17 protein-coding genes are annotated in these 17,315 nt (G+C 62.7%); 9 read left to right on the forward strand and 8 right to left on the reverse strand.

Translation table 11 applies throughout. The annotated features are described in order from the left end of the window. The first annotated feature begins 1 nt into the window (after position 1). The 5 genes from H5P29_RS12610 to H5P29_RS12630 all read left to right on the forward strand — a co-directional run bounded on the left by H5P29_RS12610 (position 2) and on the right by H5P29_RS12630 (position 7,752). Positions 2–529: a GNAT family N-acetyltransferase gene (locus tag H5P29_RS12610; protein WP_154384786.1), complete on the forward strand. Its 528-nt coding sequence runs from the start codon at positions 2–4 to the stop codon at positions 527–529. A gap of 222 nt (positions 530–751) precedes the next feature. After that, the gene (locus tag H5P29_RS12615) at positions 752–2,485 is read left to right on the forward strand and encodes a cation:proton antiporter (protein ID WP_154384787.1); all 1,734 of its coding nucleotides are present in this window, start codon (positions 752–754) and stop codon (positions 2,483–2,485) included. Between the two features lie 214 nt (positions 2,486–2,699). Continuing rightward, a complete protein-coding gene (locus tag H5P29_RS12620) occupies positions 2,700–3,308 on the forward strand; it encodes a TetR family transcriptional regulator (protein WP_067959534.1) in 609 nt (202 codons plus the stop codon). Between the two features lie 52 nt (positions 3,309–3,360). Beyond that, on the forward strand, positions 3,361–4,500 hold the full coding sequence (locus H5P29_RS12625) for an efflux RND transporter periplasmic adaptor subunit (protein ID WP_067959538.1): 1,140 nt from the start codon (positions 3,361–3,363) through the stop codon (positions 4,498–4,500). Positions 4,501–4,608: 108 nt separating this feature from the next. Further along, on the forward strand, positions 4,609–7,752 hold the full coding sequence (locus tag H5P29_RS12630; RefSeq protein WP_067966267.1) for an efflux RND transporter permease subunit: 3,144 nt from the start codon (positions 4,609–4,611) through the stop codon (positions 7,750–7,752). 78 nt (positions 7,753–7,830) lie between these two features. Here H5P29_RS12630 and H5P29_RS12635 read toward each other — a convergent pair whose 3' ends face one another. Then, entirely contained in the window at positions 7,831–9,186 is a 1,356-nt protein-coding gene (locus tag H5P29_RS12635) for a serine hydrolase (RefSeq protein WP_154384788.1), read from the reverse strand. 86 nt (positions 9,187–9,272) lie between these two features. Then, complete coding sequence (locus H5P29_RS12640; protein WP_154384789.1) at positions 9,273–10,469, reverse strand: diaminopropionate ammonia-lyase; 1,197 nt, start codon at positions 10,467–10,469, stop codon at positions 9,273–9,275. A gap of 102 nt (positions 10,470–10,571) precedes the next feature. Here H5P29_RS12640 and H5P29_RS12645 point away from each other — a divergent pair, with 102 nt between their 5' ends. Next, positions 10,572–11,057: an Lrp/AsnC family transcriptional regulator gene (locus H5P29_RS12645; RefSeq protein WP_067966271.1), complete on the forward strand. Its 486-nt coding sequence runs from the start codon at positions 10,572–10,574 to the stop codon at positions 11,055–11,057. A gap of 133 nt (positions 11,058–11,190) precedes the next feature. Then, on the forward strand, positions 11,191–11,559 hold the full coding sequence (locus H5P29_RS12650) for a hypothetical protein (RefSeq protein WP_067959549.1): 369 nt from the start codon (positions 11,191–11,193) through the stop codon (positions 11,557–11,559). A 52-nt stretch (positions 11,560–11,611) separates the two neighbouring features. On the opposite strand, the gene H5P29_RS12655 is transcribed toward H5P29_RS12650, so the two are convergent. From H5P29_RS12655 to H5P29_RS12665, 3 genes are all read right to left on the reverse strand, one after another. Beyond that, positions 11,612–11,875, reverse strand: coding sequence for a hypothetical protein (locus H5P29_RS12655; RefSeq protein WP_154384790.1), 264 nt, complete (start codon positions 11,873–11,875; stop codon positions 11,612–11,614). Positions 11,876–12,003: 128 nt separating this feature from the next. Then, entirely contained in the window at positions 12,004–12,984 is a 981-nt protein-coding gene (gene dapA / locus H5P29_RS12660; protein WP_067959555.1) for a 4-hydroxy-tetrahydrodipicolinate synthase, read from the reverse strand. Beyond that, positions 12,959–13,390, reverse strand: a complete 432-nt coding sequence (locus H5P29_RS12665) for a hypothetical protein (RefSeq protein ID WP_154384791.1) — start codon at positions 13,388–13,390, stop codon at positions 12,959–12,961. The genes dapA and H5P29_RS12665 overlap by 26 nt, the downstream gene beginning before the upstream one ends. A gap of 228 nt (positions 13,391–13,618) precedes the next feature. Here H5P29_RS12665 and H5P29_RS12670 point away from each other — a divergent pair, with 228 nt between their 5' ends. Further along, positions 13,619–14,236 (forward strand): glutathione S-transferase family protein, encoded by a 618-nt coding sequence (locus H5P29_RS12670; protein WP_154384792.1) that lies wholly within the window; start codon positions 13,619–13,621, stop codon positions 14,234–14,236. Positions 14,237–14,278: 42 nt separating this feature from the next. Here the strand turns inward: H5P29_RS12670 and H5P29_RS12675 are convergent, their stop codons facing one another. Both H5P29_RS12675 and H5P29_RS12680 read right to left on the reverse strand, forming a co-directional pair. Further along, positions 14,279–14,701, reverse strand: coding sequence for a glyoxalase/bleomycin resistance/extradiol dioxygenase family protein (locus H5P29_RS12675; protein ID WP_067959564.1), 423 nt, complete (start codon positions 14,699–14,701; stop codon positions 14,279–14,281). Positions 14,702–14,898: 197 nt separating this feature from the next. Then, positions 14,899–15,771, reverse strand: a complete 873-nt coding sequence (locus H5P29_RS12680) for a LysR family transcriptional regulator (RefSeq protein WP_067959567.1) — start codon at positions 15,769–15,771, stop codon at positions 14,899–14,901. An 87-nt stretch (positions 15,772–15,858) separates the two neighbouring features. Here H5P29_RS12680 and H5P29_RS12685 point away from each other — a divergent pair, with 87 nt between their 5' ends. Next, the gene (locus H5P29_RS12685; protein ID WP_185910346.1) at positions 15,859–16,119 is read left to right on the forward strand and encodes a hypothetical protein; all 261 of its coding nucleotides are present in this window, start codon (positions 15,859–15,861) and stop codon (positions 16,117–16,119) included. Here the strand turns inward: H5P29_RS12685 and H5P29_RS12690 are convergent. After that, complete coding sequence (locus H5P29_RS12690) at positions 16,105–17,277, reverse strand: hypothetical protein (RefSeq protein ID WP_154384794.1); 1,173 nt, start codon at positions 17,275–17,277, stop codon at positions 16,105–16,107. The two genes, H5P29_RS12685 and H5P29_RS12690, sit on opposite strands and share 15 nt — an antisense overlap. Positions 17,278–17,315: the final 38 nt, after the last annotated feature.

Raw genomic sequence — 17,315 nt, forward strand, 5'->3', positions numbered from 1 at the left:
CATGAGCGTGGCCATTTCGACATTTTCGGCCGAGGACATTTCGCATCATCTCGGCGAGCTCGGCGCGCTGCTGCATGCCTGTGTGCATGACGGGGCAAGCATCGGCTTCGTTTTGCCATACGCCCAGAGCGAGGCCGAGGCGTTCTGGCGCGACAAGGTGCTGCCGGGCGTGGGCGCCGGGATGCGCATCATGCTGGTGGCGCACAAGGACGGGCGCATCGCCGGCACCGTGCAACTGGGCTGCGATACCATGCCCAACCAGCCGCACCGCGCCGACGTCAACAAGCTGATGGTGCATCCCGACCTCCGCCGCCAGGGCATCGCGCGGTTGCTGATGCGGGAAGTGGAGGGGCGGGCGCGGGAATTGGGGCGCAGCCTGCTGACGCTCGACACGCGCACCGGCGACAGTGCGGAGCCGCTCTACACGGCCCTGGGCTACCAGATGGTGGGAACAATCCCTGCCTATGCCCGCGATCCCTTCGGTAGCGACCGGCTTGATGCGACGACTGTGATGTACAAGCTGCTGTAGCAAGGAATCCGGAGGGCCTGATGCTGCCGGAATAGGCAGGCTTCTGACGGCGCGGGTCGAAAGGTCCGGTAGGCGCGGGCTCGGAAACCGATTCCGGAAATACGGCTAAATCCCTGGCTGCCATATTCTTTCTTCGCATCCCTCGTTCCCGAGGGCATAAATGATCGGCGAGACTGACGTTGAGTCGGTCTCGGCACGCAAGCCGATCCGCCGGGGACGCATATGGGCGAGGACCTTCACAACATCTGGCTCAATGATGCGCTGGTGTTCCTGTTTGCGGCGGGTGTGCTGGTGCCGCTGATGCGGGTGGCGTGCATTCCGAGCGTGCTCGGCTTCCTGCTTGCCGGCCTGGCGCTTGGGCCGTTCGGCATGGGCGCGCTGGCCGAAAGCTGGCCGGTGCTCAGCCATTTCACCTTTGCCGATCCCGAGGCGGCGAAGCCGTTTGCCGAACTCGGCGTGCTGTTCCTGCTGTTTTTGCTCGGGCTCGAACTGTCCTTCGAGAAGCTGTGGTCGCTCCGGCGCCTGGTGGTCGGCGCGGGCGGGCTGCAGGCGCTTGCGAGCGTTGCCGGCATCACCGCCATTGCTGCGTGGTTCGGAGCCGAAAGCCGCGTCGCACTGGCGATCGGTCTTGCCCTGGCGCTGTCGTCGACGGCTATCGTCATGCAGACGCTGACCGAGCAGAAGCGCGTCGCCGGTCCCGTGGGGCGGGCGGCGCTCGCGGTGCTGCTGTTCCAGGACATGCTGGTGGCGCCGATCCTGATCCTCATCGGCTTTCTCGGGCAGGGGCCTGACGCCAACCTGCTGCCGGCGCTGCTGGAGGCGCTGATCCAGGGCGGCATCGCCGTCGTCATCATCCTGCTGTTCGGGCGCTTCGTGCTCAAGGACGCGTTCCGACTGGCGGCGCGCGCCGGCGGCCGCGATTTCCTGATGGGGCTGACGCTGCTGGTCATCGTCGGCGGCGCGGTGTTCACGGCGGCTGCCGGCCTGTCCTTGGCTCTCGGCGCTTTCATGGCCGGGCTGCTGCTCGGCGAAACCGAGTTCAAGCACCAGGCCGAGGTCGACCTCGAACCCTTCAAGGGGCTGCTGCTCGGCCTGTTCTTCATGACTGTCGGCATCGGTCTCGACCTTGCGATGGTGTGGAGCGAGTTGCCGATCGTGCTGGCCGGGCTGGTGGCGCTGCTGGTGGTCAAGGCGGCCATCGTTACCTTTGCCTGCCGCGCCTTCGGGCTGGAGCGGGGACGGGCTGTGGAGACCGGCTTCCTGCTCGCGCCGGCAAGCGAGTTCGCTTTCGTGGTTGTTACGACGGCGGCGGCAGCCAATGTGCTGGACGCGCCAACGGCGACGCTGGTGACGGGCATTGCCGGTCTGTCGATGCTGGTGACGCCGCTGGTGGCGATGATCGGCCGGCGGATCGCCGCGCGGATCGATGCGAGGCAGCCGGTGGAGGTTTCGACCGAGACCTATCCTGACCTCCGGGGGCATGTCGTCATCGCCGGTTTCGGGCGGGTCGGGCGCACCATCGCCCGCATCCTCGATGCCGAGGACACCGACATCGTCGCGCTCGAGCGCAATCCCGAGATCGTGGCGCGCGAGCGCAAGGCGGGCCGTAAGATCTATCTCGGTGACGCCGCGCGCCCCGAAATCCTGGCCCATGCCGGTGCCGCGGGCGCGAGCCTGTTCATCGTCACCGTCGACGACGCCAGGGACGCGGCGGCGATGGTCAATGCTGTCCGGCAGATGCGCGGCGATGCGCCCGTGCTCGCCCGGGCCCAGGATGCCGCCCATGCGCGCCAGCTCTACGAGGCGGGCGCGGAATTCGTTATTCCCGACGCCGTCGAGGCGGGTTTGCAGCTGGCGGGACGGGCGCTTCTGGAGTTCGGCTACTCCAATGAAGTGCTGAAGGACCGCATCGCGACCGAGCGCAGCGTCGAATACCAGCGCGCCGGGGCGGAGTAGTCATCTGCTCGAAGATTGATTCAGTTGGGCGGCGTAAGTGACGAAGTCAGAACGTTTTTCGCTCCCGCTGGCCGTCGCTCGCGGCGAAGGGGCAGCCGCGAGGCCGTGTCAGTAGGCTGCATTTTTTGCGGTGCAGTGGATTGACGCGAGATGAATTACGTTTTACGACTGACGAAATTCGAAAATCGTCAGTCGTAAAATCGAGCGACCCGAAATGAACGATGTAGCCGAAAGCCCCGTGGATCTGGCGCGACAGGAGACTGTCGGGCGCATTCTCGATTCAGCCGAGCGGCTGTTCCGGCACTACGGCTACACCAAGACCAATGTCGCCGACATCGCCCGCGACCTCGGCATGTCGCCGGCGAATATCTATCGTTTCTTCGCCTCAAAGGTGGAAATCCACCAGGCGATCTGCGGCCGCATGCTCGGCGCCGTCTATCAGATGGCCTGCCAGATCCTGCGTGCCGAAGGCAGTGCCACCGAGCGCCTGCGCAGTTTCATCTATGCCCAGCACAACCTGACCGTCGAGACGATGCTCGACCAGGAGAAAGTGCATGAGATGGTGATCGTGGCGTTGGAGCGCGACTGGCACGTCATCGAAAAGCATATCGACCGACTGCATGATCTGATGGCTGAAGTCATCGCCCAGGGCATCGCCGCCGGCGAATTTGCCGAGCAGGATCCGCGGATCGCCGCGCGCTGCTTCGGTGCCGCAACAGCTACTTTGTGCCATCCGCAGATGGTCTCGCAGTGCGTCAACAAGCCCAATCGGGCGACGTTCGAGGAACTTACTGATTACGCTCTCAGGGCGCTGAAGAAATAGCCGGGGCCCTCGGGCCGACATCCAGATCAATAGACAACCAGGAGTGCGAACGATGATTTCGTTCAAGACCTTCAATGCGAACCTGCGTCCTCTTGCCAGCCTGGCTCTGGTGTCGCTGCTTGGCGTTGGCCTTTCCGCCTGTTCCGAAGCCAAGACCGAGACGGTCGAAGCGATCCGCCCGGTCAAGGTGGTCGAGATCGCCAGCATGGGCACGACCCGTGAGCTCGACTATTCCGGCTCGGTGAAGGCGCGCACCGAGATGAATCTCGGCTTCCGCGTCGCCGGCAAGATCACCGAACGGGTGGTCAATATCGGCGACAAGGTGAAGACGGGAGACCTGCTCGCTCGCATCGACGCGACCGACTACCAACTGGGTGTCAGCACGGCGGAAGCCAATCTGCACGCGGCGGAAAAGCAGGTCGAGACGGCCCGCCTGGCCGACGAACGCGCGACCCAGCTTTATGCCAAGAAGTTCGCCTCCGAAGCGCAGCGCGAGCAGGCGGCACTTGCCTACAGGCAGGCGTCGTCGCAGCGCGACGCTGCTGCCTCGTCGCTGAAGCAGGCGAGAAACCAGGTCGGTTATGCTGAGCTGCGCGCCGACCAGAACGGCATCGTCACCTCGGTCAGCGCCGATACCGGTCAGGTGGTCGGGGCCGGAACGCCTGTCGTCGCGGTCGCCGTCGATGGCGACAAGGAAGTGCAGATCGCCGTGCCCGAGCTGGAGATTGCCCAGTTCCAGCAGGGCAAGCCGGTCAAGGTGAGCTTCTGGTCCGACGCCGGGCTGGTGCTCGACGGCAAGGTGCGCGAGGTCGCTGGCAGCGCCGACCCGCAATCCAGGACGTTTTCGGTGCGCGTCAGCCTGCCCGACGACAACAGGGTGCTTTTGGGCATGAGCGCGACGATCGAGGCGTCGGTCGAGAACGGCAAGGCGTTCGTCGCGATCCCGCTCAGCGCGCTCGCCAAGCAGGGCGACAAGGACATCGTCTGGGTGGTCAACGGCGAACAGGTACATGCCCGCGACATCAAAGTGGCGGGCTTCGCCGACGCCGGCGTCCAGGTTGCCGACGGCCTGAAGCCGGGTGACTTGGTGGTGGCGGCCGGTACGCAGTTCATGGCCGAGAATCTGAGGGTCAAGGTGCCGACAGCAGAGCAGCGTGCGGCATCGAACGAAGCCACTGCGGCCGTCCGCTAAGACAGCATGAGGCGGCGGCCGAGGGCCGCCGCGAACGCCATTCACATTTGAACCTGCGCATCTGCTGTGCCGGATACCGGCCGCGTGCGCCTTATCGGAACCACGGCCATGGACAATTCCAGCCAGGACAAGCAGCCCTTCAACCTGTCACGTTGGGCGATCGGACATCCGAGCATCGCACGCTTCCTGTTCGGGCTGATCATCATCACCGGTGCGCTCGGCCTGATGCGCATGGGCCAGAGTGAGGATCCGGAATTCACCTTCCGCGTCATGGTGGTGCAGGCAGTGTGGCCGGGCGCCTCGATCGAGGAGATGCAGGACCAGGTCGTCAACAAGATCGAGCGCAAGCTGCAGGAAACGCCGCATCTCGACTGGGTCAAGTCCTACACGCGCGCCGGCAGCGCCATCATCACCGTGCAGGTCAAGGGCGACACCGACACCGCCGAGGTGAAGGACGCCTTCTATCAGGTGCGCAAGAAGGTCGGCGACATCTCGAGCGAGCTGCCGCAAGGCCTGCTCGGACCCTATTTCAACGACGAGTTTGGCGATACCTTCATCACGCTGCACTCGATCGCGGGCGAGGGCTACAGCTATCCCGAACTGAAGACGCTGGCGATCAAGGCACGCGACATGCTGCTGACGACGCCCGGCGTCGAAAAGGCCGTCATCCTCGGCGACCAGCCGCAGCGCATCTATATCGACGTCTCGTCCAAGGCATTGGCCGAACGCGGCCTGACGCTGAACGACGTGCGCAACACCATCGCCGGGCAGAACAACATCGACCCGGCGGGTGCTGTCGACACCGGCACGCATTCGGTGCGCATCTCGGTCGAGGGCGACCTGTCCAAGACGGCCGATATCCGCGAGCTGCGACTGCGCGCCGGCAACCAGGTCACCCGCCTCGGCGACATCGCCACGGTGACATCGGGTCTTGAGGATCCCTACCAGCGCAAGTTCCGCTACAACGGCCAGGACAGCGTCCAGGTCGGCGTGGTGATGGCCAAGGGCTTCAAGGTCACCGACGTCGGCAAGGCTGTCGAAGAGACCTACAAGCGTTTCGAGGAATCGCTACCTTACGGCGTGTCGGTCGACCAGATCTCCAATCAGCCGGAAGTGGTCAAGGAAGCCATCGGCGAGTTCATGAAGGCGCTGATCGAGGCGCTGCTGATCGTGCTGGTGGTGTCGTTCCTGTCGATTGGCTGGCGCTCGGGCCTGGTCATCGCGATCACCATTCCGCTGGTGCTCGCCGCCACCTTCGCTGTCATGTACCAGCTGGGCATCGACCTGCAGCGCATCTCGCTCGGCGCACTGATCATTGCGCTTGGCCTGCTCGTCGACGATGCGATGATCGTCGTCGAGATGATGGAGCGAAAGCTCGAGGAGGGGCTGGTCAAGGTCGAGGCGGCGTCATTTGCCTATTCCTCGACGGCGTTCCCGATGCTGACGGGCACGCTGATCACCACGGCAGGCTTCATTCCCGTCGGCTTCGCCGAATCCACGGCGGGTGAATATGTGCGCTCGCTGTTCTATGTCGTCGGTATCGCCCTCGTCATCTCGTGGTTCGTGGCCGTCTATTTCACGCCATGGCTCGGCAACATGATCCTGAAGCAGCGCAAGCATGCCGGCAGTCATCACGATGCCTTCGATACCAACTTCTACCGCCGCCTGCGCGCGACGGTGAGCTGGGCCGTGCGCCACCGCATCATCGTGCTTGTCATGACGCTGGTGACCTTCTTCGGCTCGCTGTTTGCCTTCCAGTTCATCCCGCAGAACTTCTTCCCGCAGTCGTCGCGGCCGGAAATTCTCGTCGACCTGTGGCTGCCCGAGGGCACCAGCATCAAGGAGGTCGAAAAGCAGGCCCAGGCGCTGGAAAAGCGCATGATGGACGACCCCGACAAGAAGTTCATCGCCACCTATGTCGGCGAGGGCGCGCCGCGCTTCTTCCTGCCGCTGGACCAGCAGCTGCGCAACCCGAACTATGCCCAGCTTCTGATCATGGCCAATGACGAGCCGGCGCGCGAACGACTGATCACCAAGCTGCGCACCATCCTGGCCGAGGATTTCCCCTCGATCCGCGGCAAGGTCGATCGCCTGTTCCTCGGACCGCCGACAGGCTGGCCGGTGCAGCTGCGCGTCATGGGGCCAGACCGGGCCGAAGTGCGCCGCATCGCCGACGAGGTGAAGGCCAAGTTCGCGGCGACGCCGGAACTCGGCGCCATCCATGACGACTGGCTGGAACAGGTGCCGGCGATGAAGCTGGTGGTCGATCAGGACAGGGCGCGGGCGCTTGGCGTATCGTCGCAACGCATCCGCCAGATGCTGCAGGCAACGATGCAGGGCGCGCCGCTCGACAATTTCCGCGACGGCGAGGAGACGGTATCGATCGTCGCCCGCGAGCCGGAGGCCAACCGTCACCTTCTGACGGCGGTCAACTCGGTCTATATTCCGACCGACTTTGGTGGGTTCGTGCCGCTGTCGCAGGTGGCCAAGGTGGTGCCTGTCATGGAGCAGGGCATCGAATGGCGCCGCGACCGCCTGCCGACGATCACGGTCAGGGCGACGCTGCCCGACCACATCCAGCCCAACGACGTGGCGATGAAGCTCTATGCCGATCTCAAGCCGCTGCGCGACGGCCTGGCTCCCGGCTACAAGGTCGAGATCCAGGGCGGTGCCGAGGACGCGGCCGAAAGCCAGGCCTCGATCGCCGCCAAGGCGCCGGTGATGTTGCTCGTCATCGTGCTTTTGTTGATGGTGCAATTGCAGCACTTCGGCAAGGCAATGCTGGTGCTGGCGACAGGTCCGCTCGGCATCATCGGGGCCGCTGCGGCATTGTTGATCTCAGGCGCGCCGTTCGGCTTCGTGGCGATCCTCGGCGTCATCGCGCTGCTCGGCATCATCATCCGCAACTCGATCATCCTCGTCGACCAGATCGACCAGGACATCGCGGCGGGCATGGAGCGCTCAGAGGCGATCATTGGCGCTGCCGTGCGCCGCTTCCGGCCGATCGTTCTGACGGCGATGACGGCGGTGCTGGCGCTGATCCCGATTTCCTGGGGCGTGTTCTGGGGCCCGCTCGCCTATTCGATGATGGGCGGCATCCTGGTCGCCACCTTGCTGACCATCCTGGTGCTGCCGGCCGGCTATGCGCTGTTCTTTGGCCGTGAGCCGAAGACCAAGTCGGCCGAACCGCTCGCGGCGAAGGGCGAAAACACCGCTGCGGTCGTTCAGCACCCGGCGCTGGCGGCGGAATAGTCGCGCGCCAAGCGCTGAGCTTTCAACCGGCTCCTGCCGCATGCAGGGGCCGGTGTTCGTTTGTGCAGGCCGTCGTGGTTAGGGCGCCACCTTCGGCGCCCGCTGGTCGATACCGTTCTGGTGCAGCGTCATGCCGGTGGTACGGCCGTCGGCGCCGACGTCGAAGCTGAGCTGGGCGTTGACGACCTTGAGAAAGAACTGGCTGTCGTTCTCGGCAAAAATCTCTTGGCGGCCCTGGCCGGTCGCCTGGGCGAAAAGGCTTGAGCCTTCGCGGGTGATGGCGATCTCGAACTCCGGGGCCAGACTGTAGACGCCGACATAACGGTCGTAGATCGCCGGATCGAGCGTGATGGCGACACGTTCTCTTGGCGGTTCGGCGAGCGGGTTCTTGCTGTCGAGCAGGTGTCGGCCGATGTCGTCGACGCCGGCTTCGGTCGAGGTGTTGGAAAGGGCTACAACCCCGACACTCTTGGCCGGCATGAAGCCGAGATAGGAGCGATAGCCGCCGGTGCCGCCATTGTGCCAGATGACCTGGTCGTCGCCACTTCCCGAGATGACCCAGCCGAGCCCGGTCTCGTCGCCTTCGGCGCCGGTCGGGCGACGGATGGCCAAGGTGGTGGCAAGGGCCGCATGAAGCGGCGAAGCGGGCGCATCCACCAGCATCTCGACGAAGTTCAGCATGTCGTCGGCGGTCGACAACAGGGCGCCGGCGCCGGCGAGCGTCGGCAGGTCCCAGTTCAGCACCGGCATCAACTGGGCGTCGTGGCCATTGGCCAGGCGCGACTTCATGTAGACGGCCGGCGTATCGGCGGTGGAGTGCATGTTGAGCGGCGCAAGGATGCGCTCGCGCACCAGCGCCCCATAACTCAGACCGGCCCGGCGTGACAACGCATGGCCGAGCAGGCCCATTCCGAGATTGGAGTATTCGTACTGGCTGCCGATGGCGCGCGGCAGTTCGTAGGCCGACAGGAACGCGTACATCTGATCGACGGAATAGTCGGCATACGGATTGTCGTCGTCGGCCGGTGCCATGTTTTCGGGCAGACGTGGCAGGCCGGAGGTGTGGGTGGCGAGGTCGGTCAGGGTGATCTCGCAGCCGTCGCGCGTCGGCATATGGACGGTGGCTGGCAGATGCATGGCGACCGGGTCGTCGAGCCCGACCTCGCCGCGCCCAGCCATCTCGGCGAGCAGCAGCGTGGTGAAGACCTTGGTGATCGAGCCGATCTCGAAGCCGGTGTCGGCGTCGACCGGGCGGGCGTAGAAGGCGCCGAAATTGCCATGCGAGACGATGACGCGGCCCTCCGGGCCGAAAGTGCCGACGACGATGCCGACGCTCTGGCGCTGCTGGTCGATGCGCTCAACGAGGATGCGCTTGATCTCGGCCGGGGATGGAAAGTGCGGGTTGGAGGAAACTGCCGCGGCAGAAAAGGTCATCTCGGACGTGCCCTCATATCAGATTGGAAATCGCTGATAGGCGGCGGACATTGCACTAGCATGGCGCGATGAAGCGCTGCCGTGCGTCACTTCCCCGCGATGGCAATATCTCCCGGCGTCAGGCCGACGAGCTCGCGGTAGCGGTCGGGGTCGGTGGCACCCTCGGTGATGACGAGCAGGACGCGCGAATGTACGTCGAGGCCGATAGCGGCGCGCATGCCGGCGTCACGCGCGGCGACGAGCAGGCCGGCGAGGCCGGCGCCGCCGCTTTCGCCCGCGACCACCACGGGATCATGGTCGAAGGGGCGGGCAAGCAGGTTCATAACTTCGACGGCTGTCTCGTCCTCGACGGTCATGAAGGCATCGGCGACGCGCGACAGCACGCGCCAGGCGACCTGCGACGGCTCGTAACATTCGAGCATCGCCATGACGGTCGGTTCGCCATGGGCGATCTTGACCGGTTTGCCTTGCCGCGCGGTCTCGAAGATGCAGGCGGCGCGGGCGGGATCGACGACGACGAAGGTCGGGCGCGCCTCGCCATAGCGGTTGGCGAGATAGCCGGCAGCGGCAGCGGCGATGCCGCCGACGCCGGCCTGGATGAAGACATGGGTCGGCGCTTCAGGCAGCTTTTCGAGGGCTTCGCGGAAGATCGCCGTGTAACCCTGCATGACTAGGCCCGGGATGCGCTCGTAGCCGGGCCAGGAGGTGTCGGAGACGACGGTCCAGCCATTGGCCTCGCAGACCCGCGCCGCCTCGGCGACGGAGTCGTCATAGGTGCCGGCGACGCGCTCCATCACAGCGCCGTAGCGGGCGATGGCCGCAACGCGCGCGTCGCTGACCCCGCCATGGACGAAGATCACCGAGCGCGCTCCGACAAGCTGCGCCCCTTGCGCGACCGAGCGGCCGTGGTTGCCGTCGGTGGCGCAGCCGAAAGTCATGGCGGCGGAGATTTTTGCCACTTCGGGGCTGTGCAGTTCGGCGATGGCGACCGGACGGCCGAGCCGCGCTTCCGCCGCCTCCAGCACGAGGCGAATGACGGCATAGGCGCCGCCGAGGGCCTTGAAGCTGCCGAGGCCGAGGCGAAAACCCTCGTCCTTCAGATGGACGGCGCCGATGCCAAGTTCCCGGGCCAGCGCCGGCAGCGAGCGAAGCGGAGTCGGGCGATGGTTGGGCCGGTGCGACAGGAAGCGTTCGACCGTCTCGGCGGCTTCGATACCAAGCGTTTCCGCATCGACCGCTTCGAGCGGCTTGCGATAGTCGGCGTGCTGGTTGCGGATAAGCATGGGCGATATCTCCTCGATCGACGCATTCATATTGCACCGGTCATGAGAAATGCGCTCTTATCTGGCCAGTATTGTGCAAGTTTGTATCGCGGGGACGATGTCTTGAGGAATGTCGGCAAAGCTGTCGAGCTCGACGATTTCGACCTGAGGATCCTCGATATTCTGCAACGCGACAATGCAACGCCGCAGCGCCAGATCGGCGAGGCGGTGCATTTGTCGGCGCCGGCGGTGCAGCGGCGCATCAAGCGTATGGAGGAGGGGGGCGTCATCGCGGCCAACGTCGCTGTCGTCGACCCCGACAAGGTCGGGCGGCCGATCACCATCATCATCGAGATTTCAATCGAGAGCGAGCAGATCGACCTGCTCGATGCCACCAAGGCAAGTTTTGGCGCGGCACCCGAAGTGCAGCAGTGCTACTACGTCACCGGCGAGGCGGATTTCGTGCTGGTGGTGACGGTGGCCAGCATGGCCGAATATGAGGCGCTGACGCGGCGGCTTTTCTTCGCCAACCCCAACATCAAGAAGTTCCGGACGCTGGTGGCGATGGACCGGGTCAAGGCCGGGCTGACGGTACCGCTGGGTGCTTGATATTCCCATGAGGCCGACTTGATCTGAATCCCAACGGCCCGATGGGCGAAAAAAGAGACCCGCCGGAGCGGGTCGGTGAGGTGCTGGGGATCGGCATTGAAAACTGAATGGAGCGATATCGGATCAGTTCGAATTGGTGTTCGAGTTGCTCGAAGAGTTGGTACTCGTCGAGGTGCTTGTCGAGGAACTGGTACCCGTATTGCTCTGGGAGTCGCTGTCGGTGGTGCAACTGCCGTTGGAGCAGCTTTTCGAGCGCGAGCTGGATTTGCTTGTCGACTTCGAGACGGTGACCGACCTGCTGCCGATCAGAATGAGGTCATCGTTGCGGGACAGGCCTGCCGGGTCACCTGGGGCTGATACCATCGGCGCCGCATCGGCGACCGAGAATGCCACTACTGTTCCGAGGATGCCTGCCGCGAAGGCGAATGTGCTGAGACCTGCCATGGCGCCGTGCTCCTTTCCCGCCGGCGGCCCCGGAGGGGGCAGCCATGAGGGTCATTGAACACACTTAGGCGGGAGGCGTGAATTCGCACATTGGAGCTACTGCTCCAGGGCTAGTGGTGGCCGGTGCCGGCTGCGGTTTCGTGAGCCGAGATCGGCTCGATGTTGAGCGTGACCTCGCAAGGCGCGCAGAATACCGCGCCCGGCGTCTGGTCGCTTTCGGCCATGGCGAAGCGGACCGCCGAATCCTTGTCGGCAAAGATGCCGCCGACCATGCCCAGTTCGTCGCTGACGACCCAGCGCCCCTGCGGGTCGCGGCCGACCATGAAGCGGTGGGCGTGAAGCGCCGGATGGATGTCGCTAGCAAGAGTACCCATGATGTCGTGCCTTTCCTGAAGTTCCCGGGAACGGTGCTGCCGTCTCTCGAGAGGTTCGTTGCATTTCACGATGTGATGCCCTCGCCATATGAATTCGATTGGCGGCGCGGGACGAAGAAATTCAGATCTCATAAATGCCTGGGGTTGGAGGCCGCGCGGGCGGCCATCCGGACGGAACGAAGCGCGCGCGAGGGGCGGGCCTGCGCGTCGAGCACCGACAGGTTGTCGCTGATAGCGGATGCAGTATTCGGTTCGACCTCGACCAGGGGCAGCCGGACGTCCGATGCCATCTTGCCCATCAGGTGAAGCGCATGCTTGACCGGCACCGGGTTGACTTCCAGTTCGAGTGCCGCAATGAGCGGGCGCAGGCGGTTGTTGATGACGCGGGCGGCGTGCGGGTCGCCGTTGCGGCAGGCGTTGTGCATGGCAGCGCACAGGCGCGGCGCGATGTTGGAAACCACCGAGATGGTGCCACTGCCGCCCATGGTGTTGAAGCCGAAGGCGGTGGCGTCGTGGCCGGACAGCCAGACGAAGCGCTCGCCGAACCTTTGGGCGAACGCCATTGGGCGCGACAGGTCGCCGGTCGCGTCCTTGAAGCCGACGATGTTGGGGATGTCGGCCAGCCGCTCGATGGTGGCAGGTGTCAGGTCGACGCCGGTGCGGCCCGGCACGTTGTAGACGATGATAGGAGTGTCGACCTTGGCGGCGATGGTCTCGAAATGCCTGACGATGCCGGCCTGGCTCGGCCGGTTGTAATAGGGCGTGACGACCAGCACGGCATCGGCGCCGAAATCGCGCGCCGCGGCGGTGAATGCGATCGTCGATTCGGTGCTGTTGGTACCAGTGCCCGGGATGACCGGAACGCGCCCGTTCGCCACTGTGACCGTCTTGCGGATCACCATGATGCGTTCATGCCAGGACAGCGTCGGGGCTTCGCCCGTGGTGCCGCAGGGAACGAGGCCGTTGATGCCTTCTGATATCTGCCAGTCGACAAAAGCTGCGAGGCTTTTCAGGTCGACTTCACCGTCCCTGAAAGGTGTGGGCAGCGCTGAAATGGCGCCGAAAAGGCGACCGCGAAGCTGGTCATTGTGCGTGGCGTTGGTGTTCATGGCTGGAAGATCCATCATGCTGGTGGGAAGGGGGGCGGTGGCGGTGCGCCACAGTCGGCTGCTGGAGGCTGGCCAGCAGTGACGCAAGAACGGCGGCGGCGAAATCGGCGTGTTCGGCCGTGGCGGTTCGTCTGTTGCCGGCTGCGTCGCAGCGCACGGTACAGACCCAGTGTCCTCTCTGATTCCTGACGTTTCCGACCGATCTCGGCGGGTCGGCGCTCGCGGCAAGCGACAGCACCGCGTCGAGCAGCGCGTCGGCTTCCATCAGCGCCCTGAACTTGCGGCGCATCGTGCTGTCGAGGTCATCGAAGCCGAAAATTTCGGCGGCTGCCCAGACGTGGTGCTCGCGGAGGATCCTGACGTCGGCGACACGGTCGATCAGGGCTGCGATGGTTTCCGGCTTCATGACGGAAGAGATAGTCCTTCGCGCCATGTGAATTCGAGAGAGGGAAGCGGGCTGCTTTATATGAATCGCATAGGGACGAAGCGGCCTGTTGCCATATGCGGAAACGTATCGAAACGGCAGGCAGGCGTGCAATGAAGTTGCGCCAGCGTGCGCCAATGAGAGCGCAATTCTCGCTGCGTGCAGGCTAGAACGGCGTAGCTAACTGGTGCCAACCTGCATGGGAAAACGATGATCCTTTATTACCAGACGCATTCGCCTTTCGCCCGCAAGGCGCTGGTGTTCGCCCAAGAGGCCGGCATCGTCGACTGGCTGGAGGTGATCCACCACGAGACAAGCCCGACCCTGCGCAATGCGCGTGTCTACGCCGAAAACCCGCTCGGGAAGGTGCCGGTGCTTTTGCGCGACGGCGGCGGGCCGATCTTCGATTCCGACGTCATCTGCGCCTATTTCGACACGTTGCATGACGGTGCGAAGCTGATCCCTGAGGCGGGCGAGGCGCGCTGGCGGGCCCTGCGGCTGCAGGCAGTGGCGCAGGGGCTGGCGCAGGCGGGCATCGGCCTGCGCTGGGAGACGGAACGGCGACCCGAGCATCTGCGCTATCAGCCCCTTGCCGAGGGCTACAGCGACAAGATCGAGGCGAGCTACGACTGGCTTGAGGGTGCCATCGATGCCGATGCGCCGCTCAATGTCGGGCACATCGCGGTGGCGACGGCGCTGTCGTGGATGGCGTTTCGCGAGCTTCCGTCGTTTCGCGGGCGGGCGCGGCTGACGGCCTGGTTCGACGCGTTCGAGCAACGTCCGTCGATGCTGGCGACACCCTTGTCGGGCGAGACGCACGACCGGTAGGTCGCTGCGCGCCTTGGCGGCGCGCAGCGTGGTTTAGGACTGTCAGGCCGGCTTGACCGGCGCGTTCATCGCCCAGGCGACGCCGAACGGATCGCGCAGCTGGCCCCAGCGGTCGCCCCAGAACATGATGTCGAGCGGCACGACCACTTCGCAGCCGGCATCGACGGCGCGCTTCCACCAGGCATCGATGTCGTCGCCGAGGATGAGCTGCATGACGTAGCCCTGCGCCTTCTCGTGCGCATGGCCGTGTTCGGGATAAGCATCGTTCAGCATCAGCGACGAGCCATTGATGTAGAGGTGGCAGTGCATGGTCCGGCCCTGCTCATCGGCGGGGTAGGCGAAGACCTGCTCGGCGCCGAAGGCACGCTTGTAGAACTCGGCCGCCTTGAAGGCGCCGTCGACCTGCAAGTAGGCGATCAGGCCACCAAGGACCTTCGGGGCAGGGTATGCTTGAGCTTCCGACATCAGTTGTCTCCGTTCCTCGCTTGAGCCGATTGCCACTTGCGGTGGCGCATTTCAGGACATCCGTAGCCGCCGTCGGCCGATGCCTCACTGCAAGGACGAGCGGCGACCGCCACATCCGACATGGTCGGCGAGATTCTTTTGTATCGGAGCCGAAGTAGGCTGAAAGCGTGCGGCTCCGTTGCAAACAACGACCTGGATCACGCTACCAACTGCGAACGGGTGCCGACCACGTCGCGTATGTGCACTGCCAATTCTGCCGAGAGGCGCGTCGGCCCAGCATGCGGCTGATAGAGATTGATCCAGAAGCTTGGCAAGGACGGCAGCCCATGCCGCTCGCCCAGAACTTCAAAACCCGGCGGTATGGTCGAGGCCAGCAGCGGTGCTACCGCAATATCGGCGTCGAGTGTCGCCAGGATGGGATCGAAATTGCTGTCTTCGCAGACCCAGCGCCAGACGCGCCCATGGTCTGCCAGAGCCTTGAGCGCGAAGGGCCTGAGGAAACAGGTTTCGTCGTCCGTCGATATCGGCAGGGGATCGCGTTCGAAGGCCTGGCCACCCTTGGCACCGACCCAGACCAGTGGGTCAGATAGTAGCGTCTCGCCATTGTGGCCACATTTTTTCTCCACCGCGAAGGTCAAGTCGACTTCGCCGCCGTCGAGCTTTTCAAGCAGGCGCTGGCTTGAGCCGCAGACAAGGGACACCCGCACGCGGGGCCAAGCCTGGTCGAATTGCCTGAGGATCGGTGCGCCGAAGCAGCGGACGAAATCGGAAGGCATGCCGAGACGGATTTCTCCCTCGAATTCGGCTTCGTTCATCGCCGACCAGACCTCGTCATTGTTGCGGACAAGGCGGCGCGCCTGAACGACAAGGCGCTGGCCCGTTGGCGTCAGCTTCAGGCCCTTGCGGTCGCGTTCGAAGAGTGCGCAGCCGAAGCTGTCCTCGAGCCGCTTCACCTGCTGGCTTACGGCTGCCTGGGTGAGGTTGAGCACCTTGGCCGAACTGGTCATGCCGCCGGTATCGACGACGGCCAAGAATGCACGCAGCAAGCTGATGTCGATATTATGGGGCATAAGAACCTCTTATTGAGGCCATAATATGCATTCGTTTCCATTATGCCAATCGCGTCGCTAGCCTGTTCCCAACCCTGGAGAACGGCCATGACGACCATGATCGACAATCAAGGCAAGACCGCACATCGCGGCCGTCAGTCCTTCGCGCTGCTCGCCCGCGCCGTGCTGGCATCAGTCAGATCGGCCGCATCGGCCCTGGGCGAATGGCGCGCCGCGCGCAGCCTGTCGCGGCTGGACGATGCCACCTTGAAGGACCTCTGCATCCCGCGCGGCAACATCGACTGGCTGGTGCGGGAACGGACGGATGGCGGCAGGGCGATGAATGACCGTGCTTCAGATGAAAAGTAAGGGAACTTTTCCTGATCTAATATTTTTGTTCTTTGAAATTACCGAAAGATTGTATTCCAGCTGAGAAATCTTGTATGTAAGGTCCTTTCTAGCGAGGGATGGAACCCACTCGTTCTTAAGTATTTCCTCAAAAAACATGAAGACAATAATTGATATTGTGTATACGCCAGCTATCTCGTCGTCTTCTGCAGTGAGCTGTAATCTTCCTTTTGTTAAGGAATTTATGAGCTTTTGACTCAGGTCCCTGTGAACATAGTAAGATAGGTTCTTGTATATATTATTGTAAAAAATATAATCTTCCGGTTCTCCAGTTTTTTGAGCTAGAGAGGAGTAAGTTAGCGAAACATCAACATGGGAGCCGTCTAGATTTATTACTCTGGAATAGTCGATTTTTCCACTTTTCTTCCTTGCGTATTCAAGGATTCCTTGACTTGCAAGGGATGCGCATAGGATGGCTTCAGGATCTAAGGTGCCAACTCGCAGAGTCTTGCATCTTAGATATTGTTCGAAGATGCCCCTTCCAATCGAAAGGCAATCATCACTGTATCTTTCTTGTATTATATTGCTTATCGTGTATATTGCATGTAATACTGAGTTGTAACTAAGGAGTATTGGTAGATTTTTGTCTTTCTGCGATGTTATATTTATTTTGTTTGTTATCTTGTCTAGAGATAGGTCGGCGACTGATATGATTTCTTTTAATACTGATTTCATTTCCAAAAAAGATTCAAACTCTTCTGAATCAAGGTAAGTGAATATATAAAACGGGTTTACTCCGCTATCCAGTATTTCCTCATATTCAGCGATGGCGTCGCCCCACTCCTCTTTTTCTTCCTTGGTGAATAAGTGTAGAGTTTCCTCTGAGATGATTACTTCGGTCTTGCGCCATGCATAAATAAGAGCCTCGTCTACACCGGCGCTGTTTGCAGCTCTTAAGGCCTTGTCAAAAAAGTGCGTCTCTTCACCGATTCTGAATTTTTCAAATATGATTGGCTCATTGTTCCGTGGCGCGCGCCCAAAGATTTTCTTAAACCGCTTCCTGCTATCGGTCAGGCTCTCCTGCAGTTTTGGGGAATATGGAACTTGAAGGCTATATTTTCCATTCTTGTCAATAAAGTATTTCTTTGAAGTTTTCTTGTGACATTTGACGTAGGTCAAGCCTGAGCCACAGCCGCAAATCTCGTTAGGTTCTAGCT

The organism is Aminobacter sp. MDW-2, assembly GCF_014250155.1.
Classification (GTDB): Bacteria; Pseudomonadota; Alphaproteobacteria; order Rhizobiales; family Rhizobiaceae; genus Aminobacter; species Aminobacter ciceronei.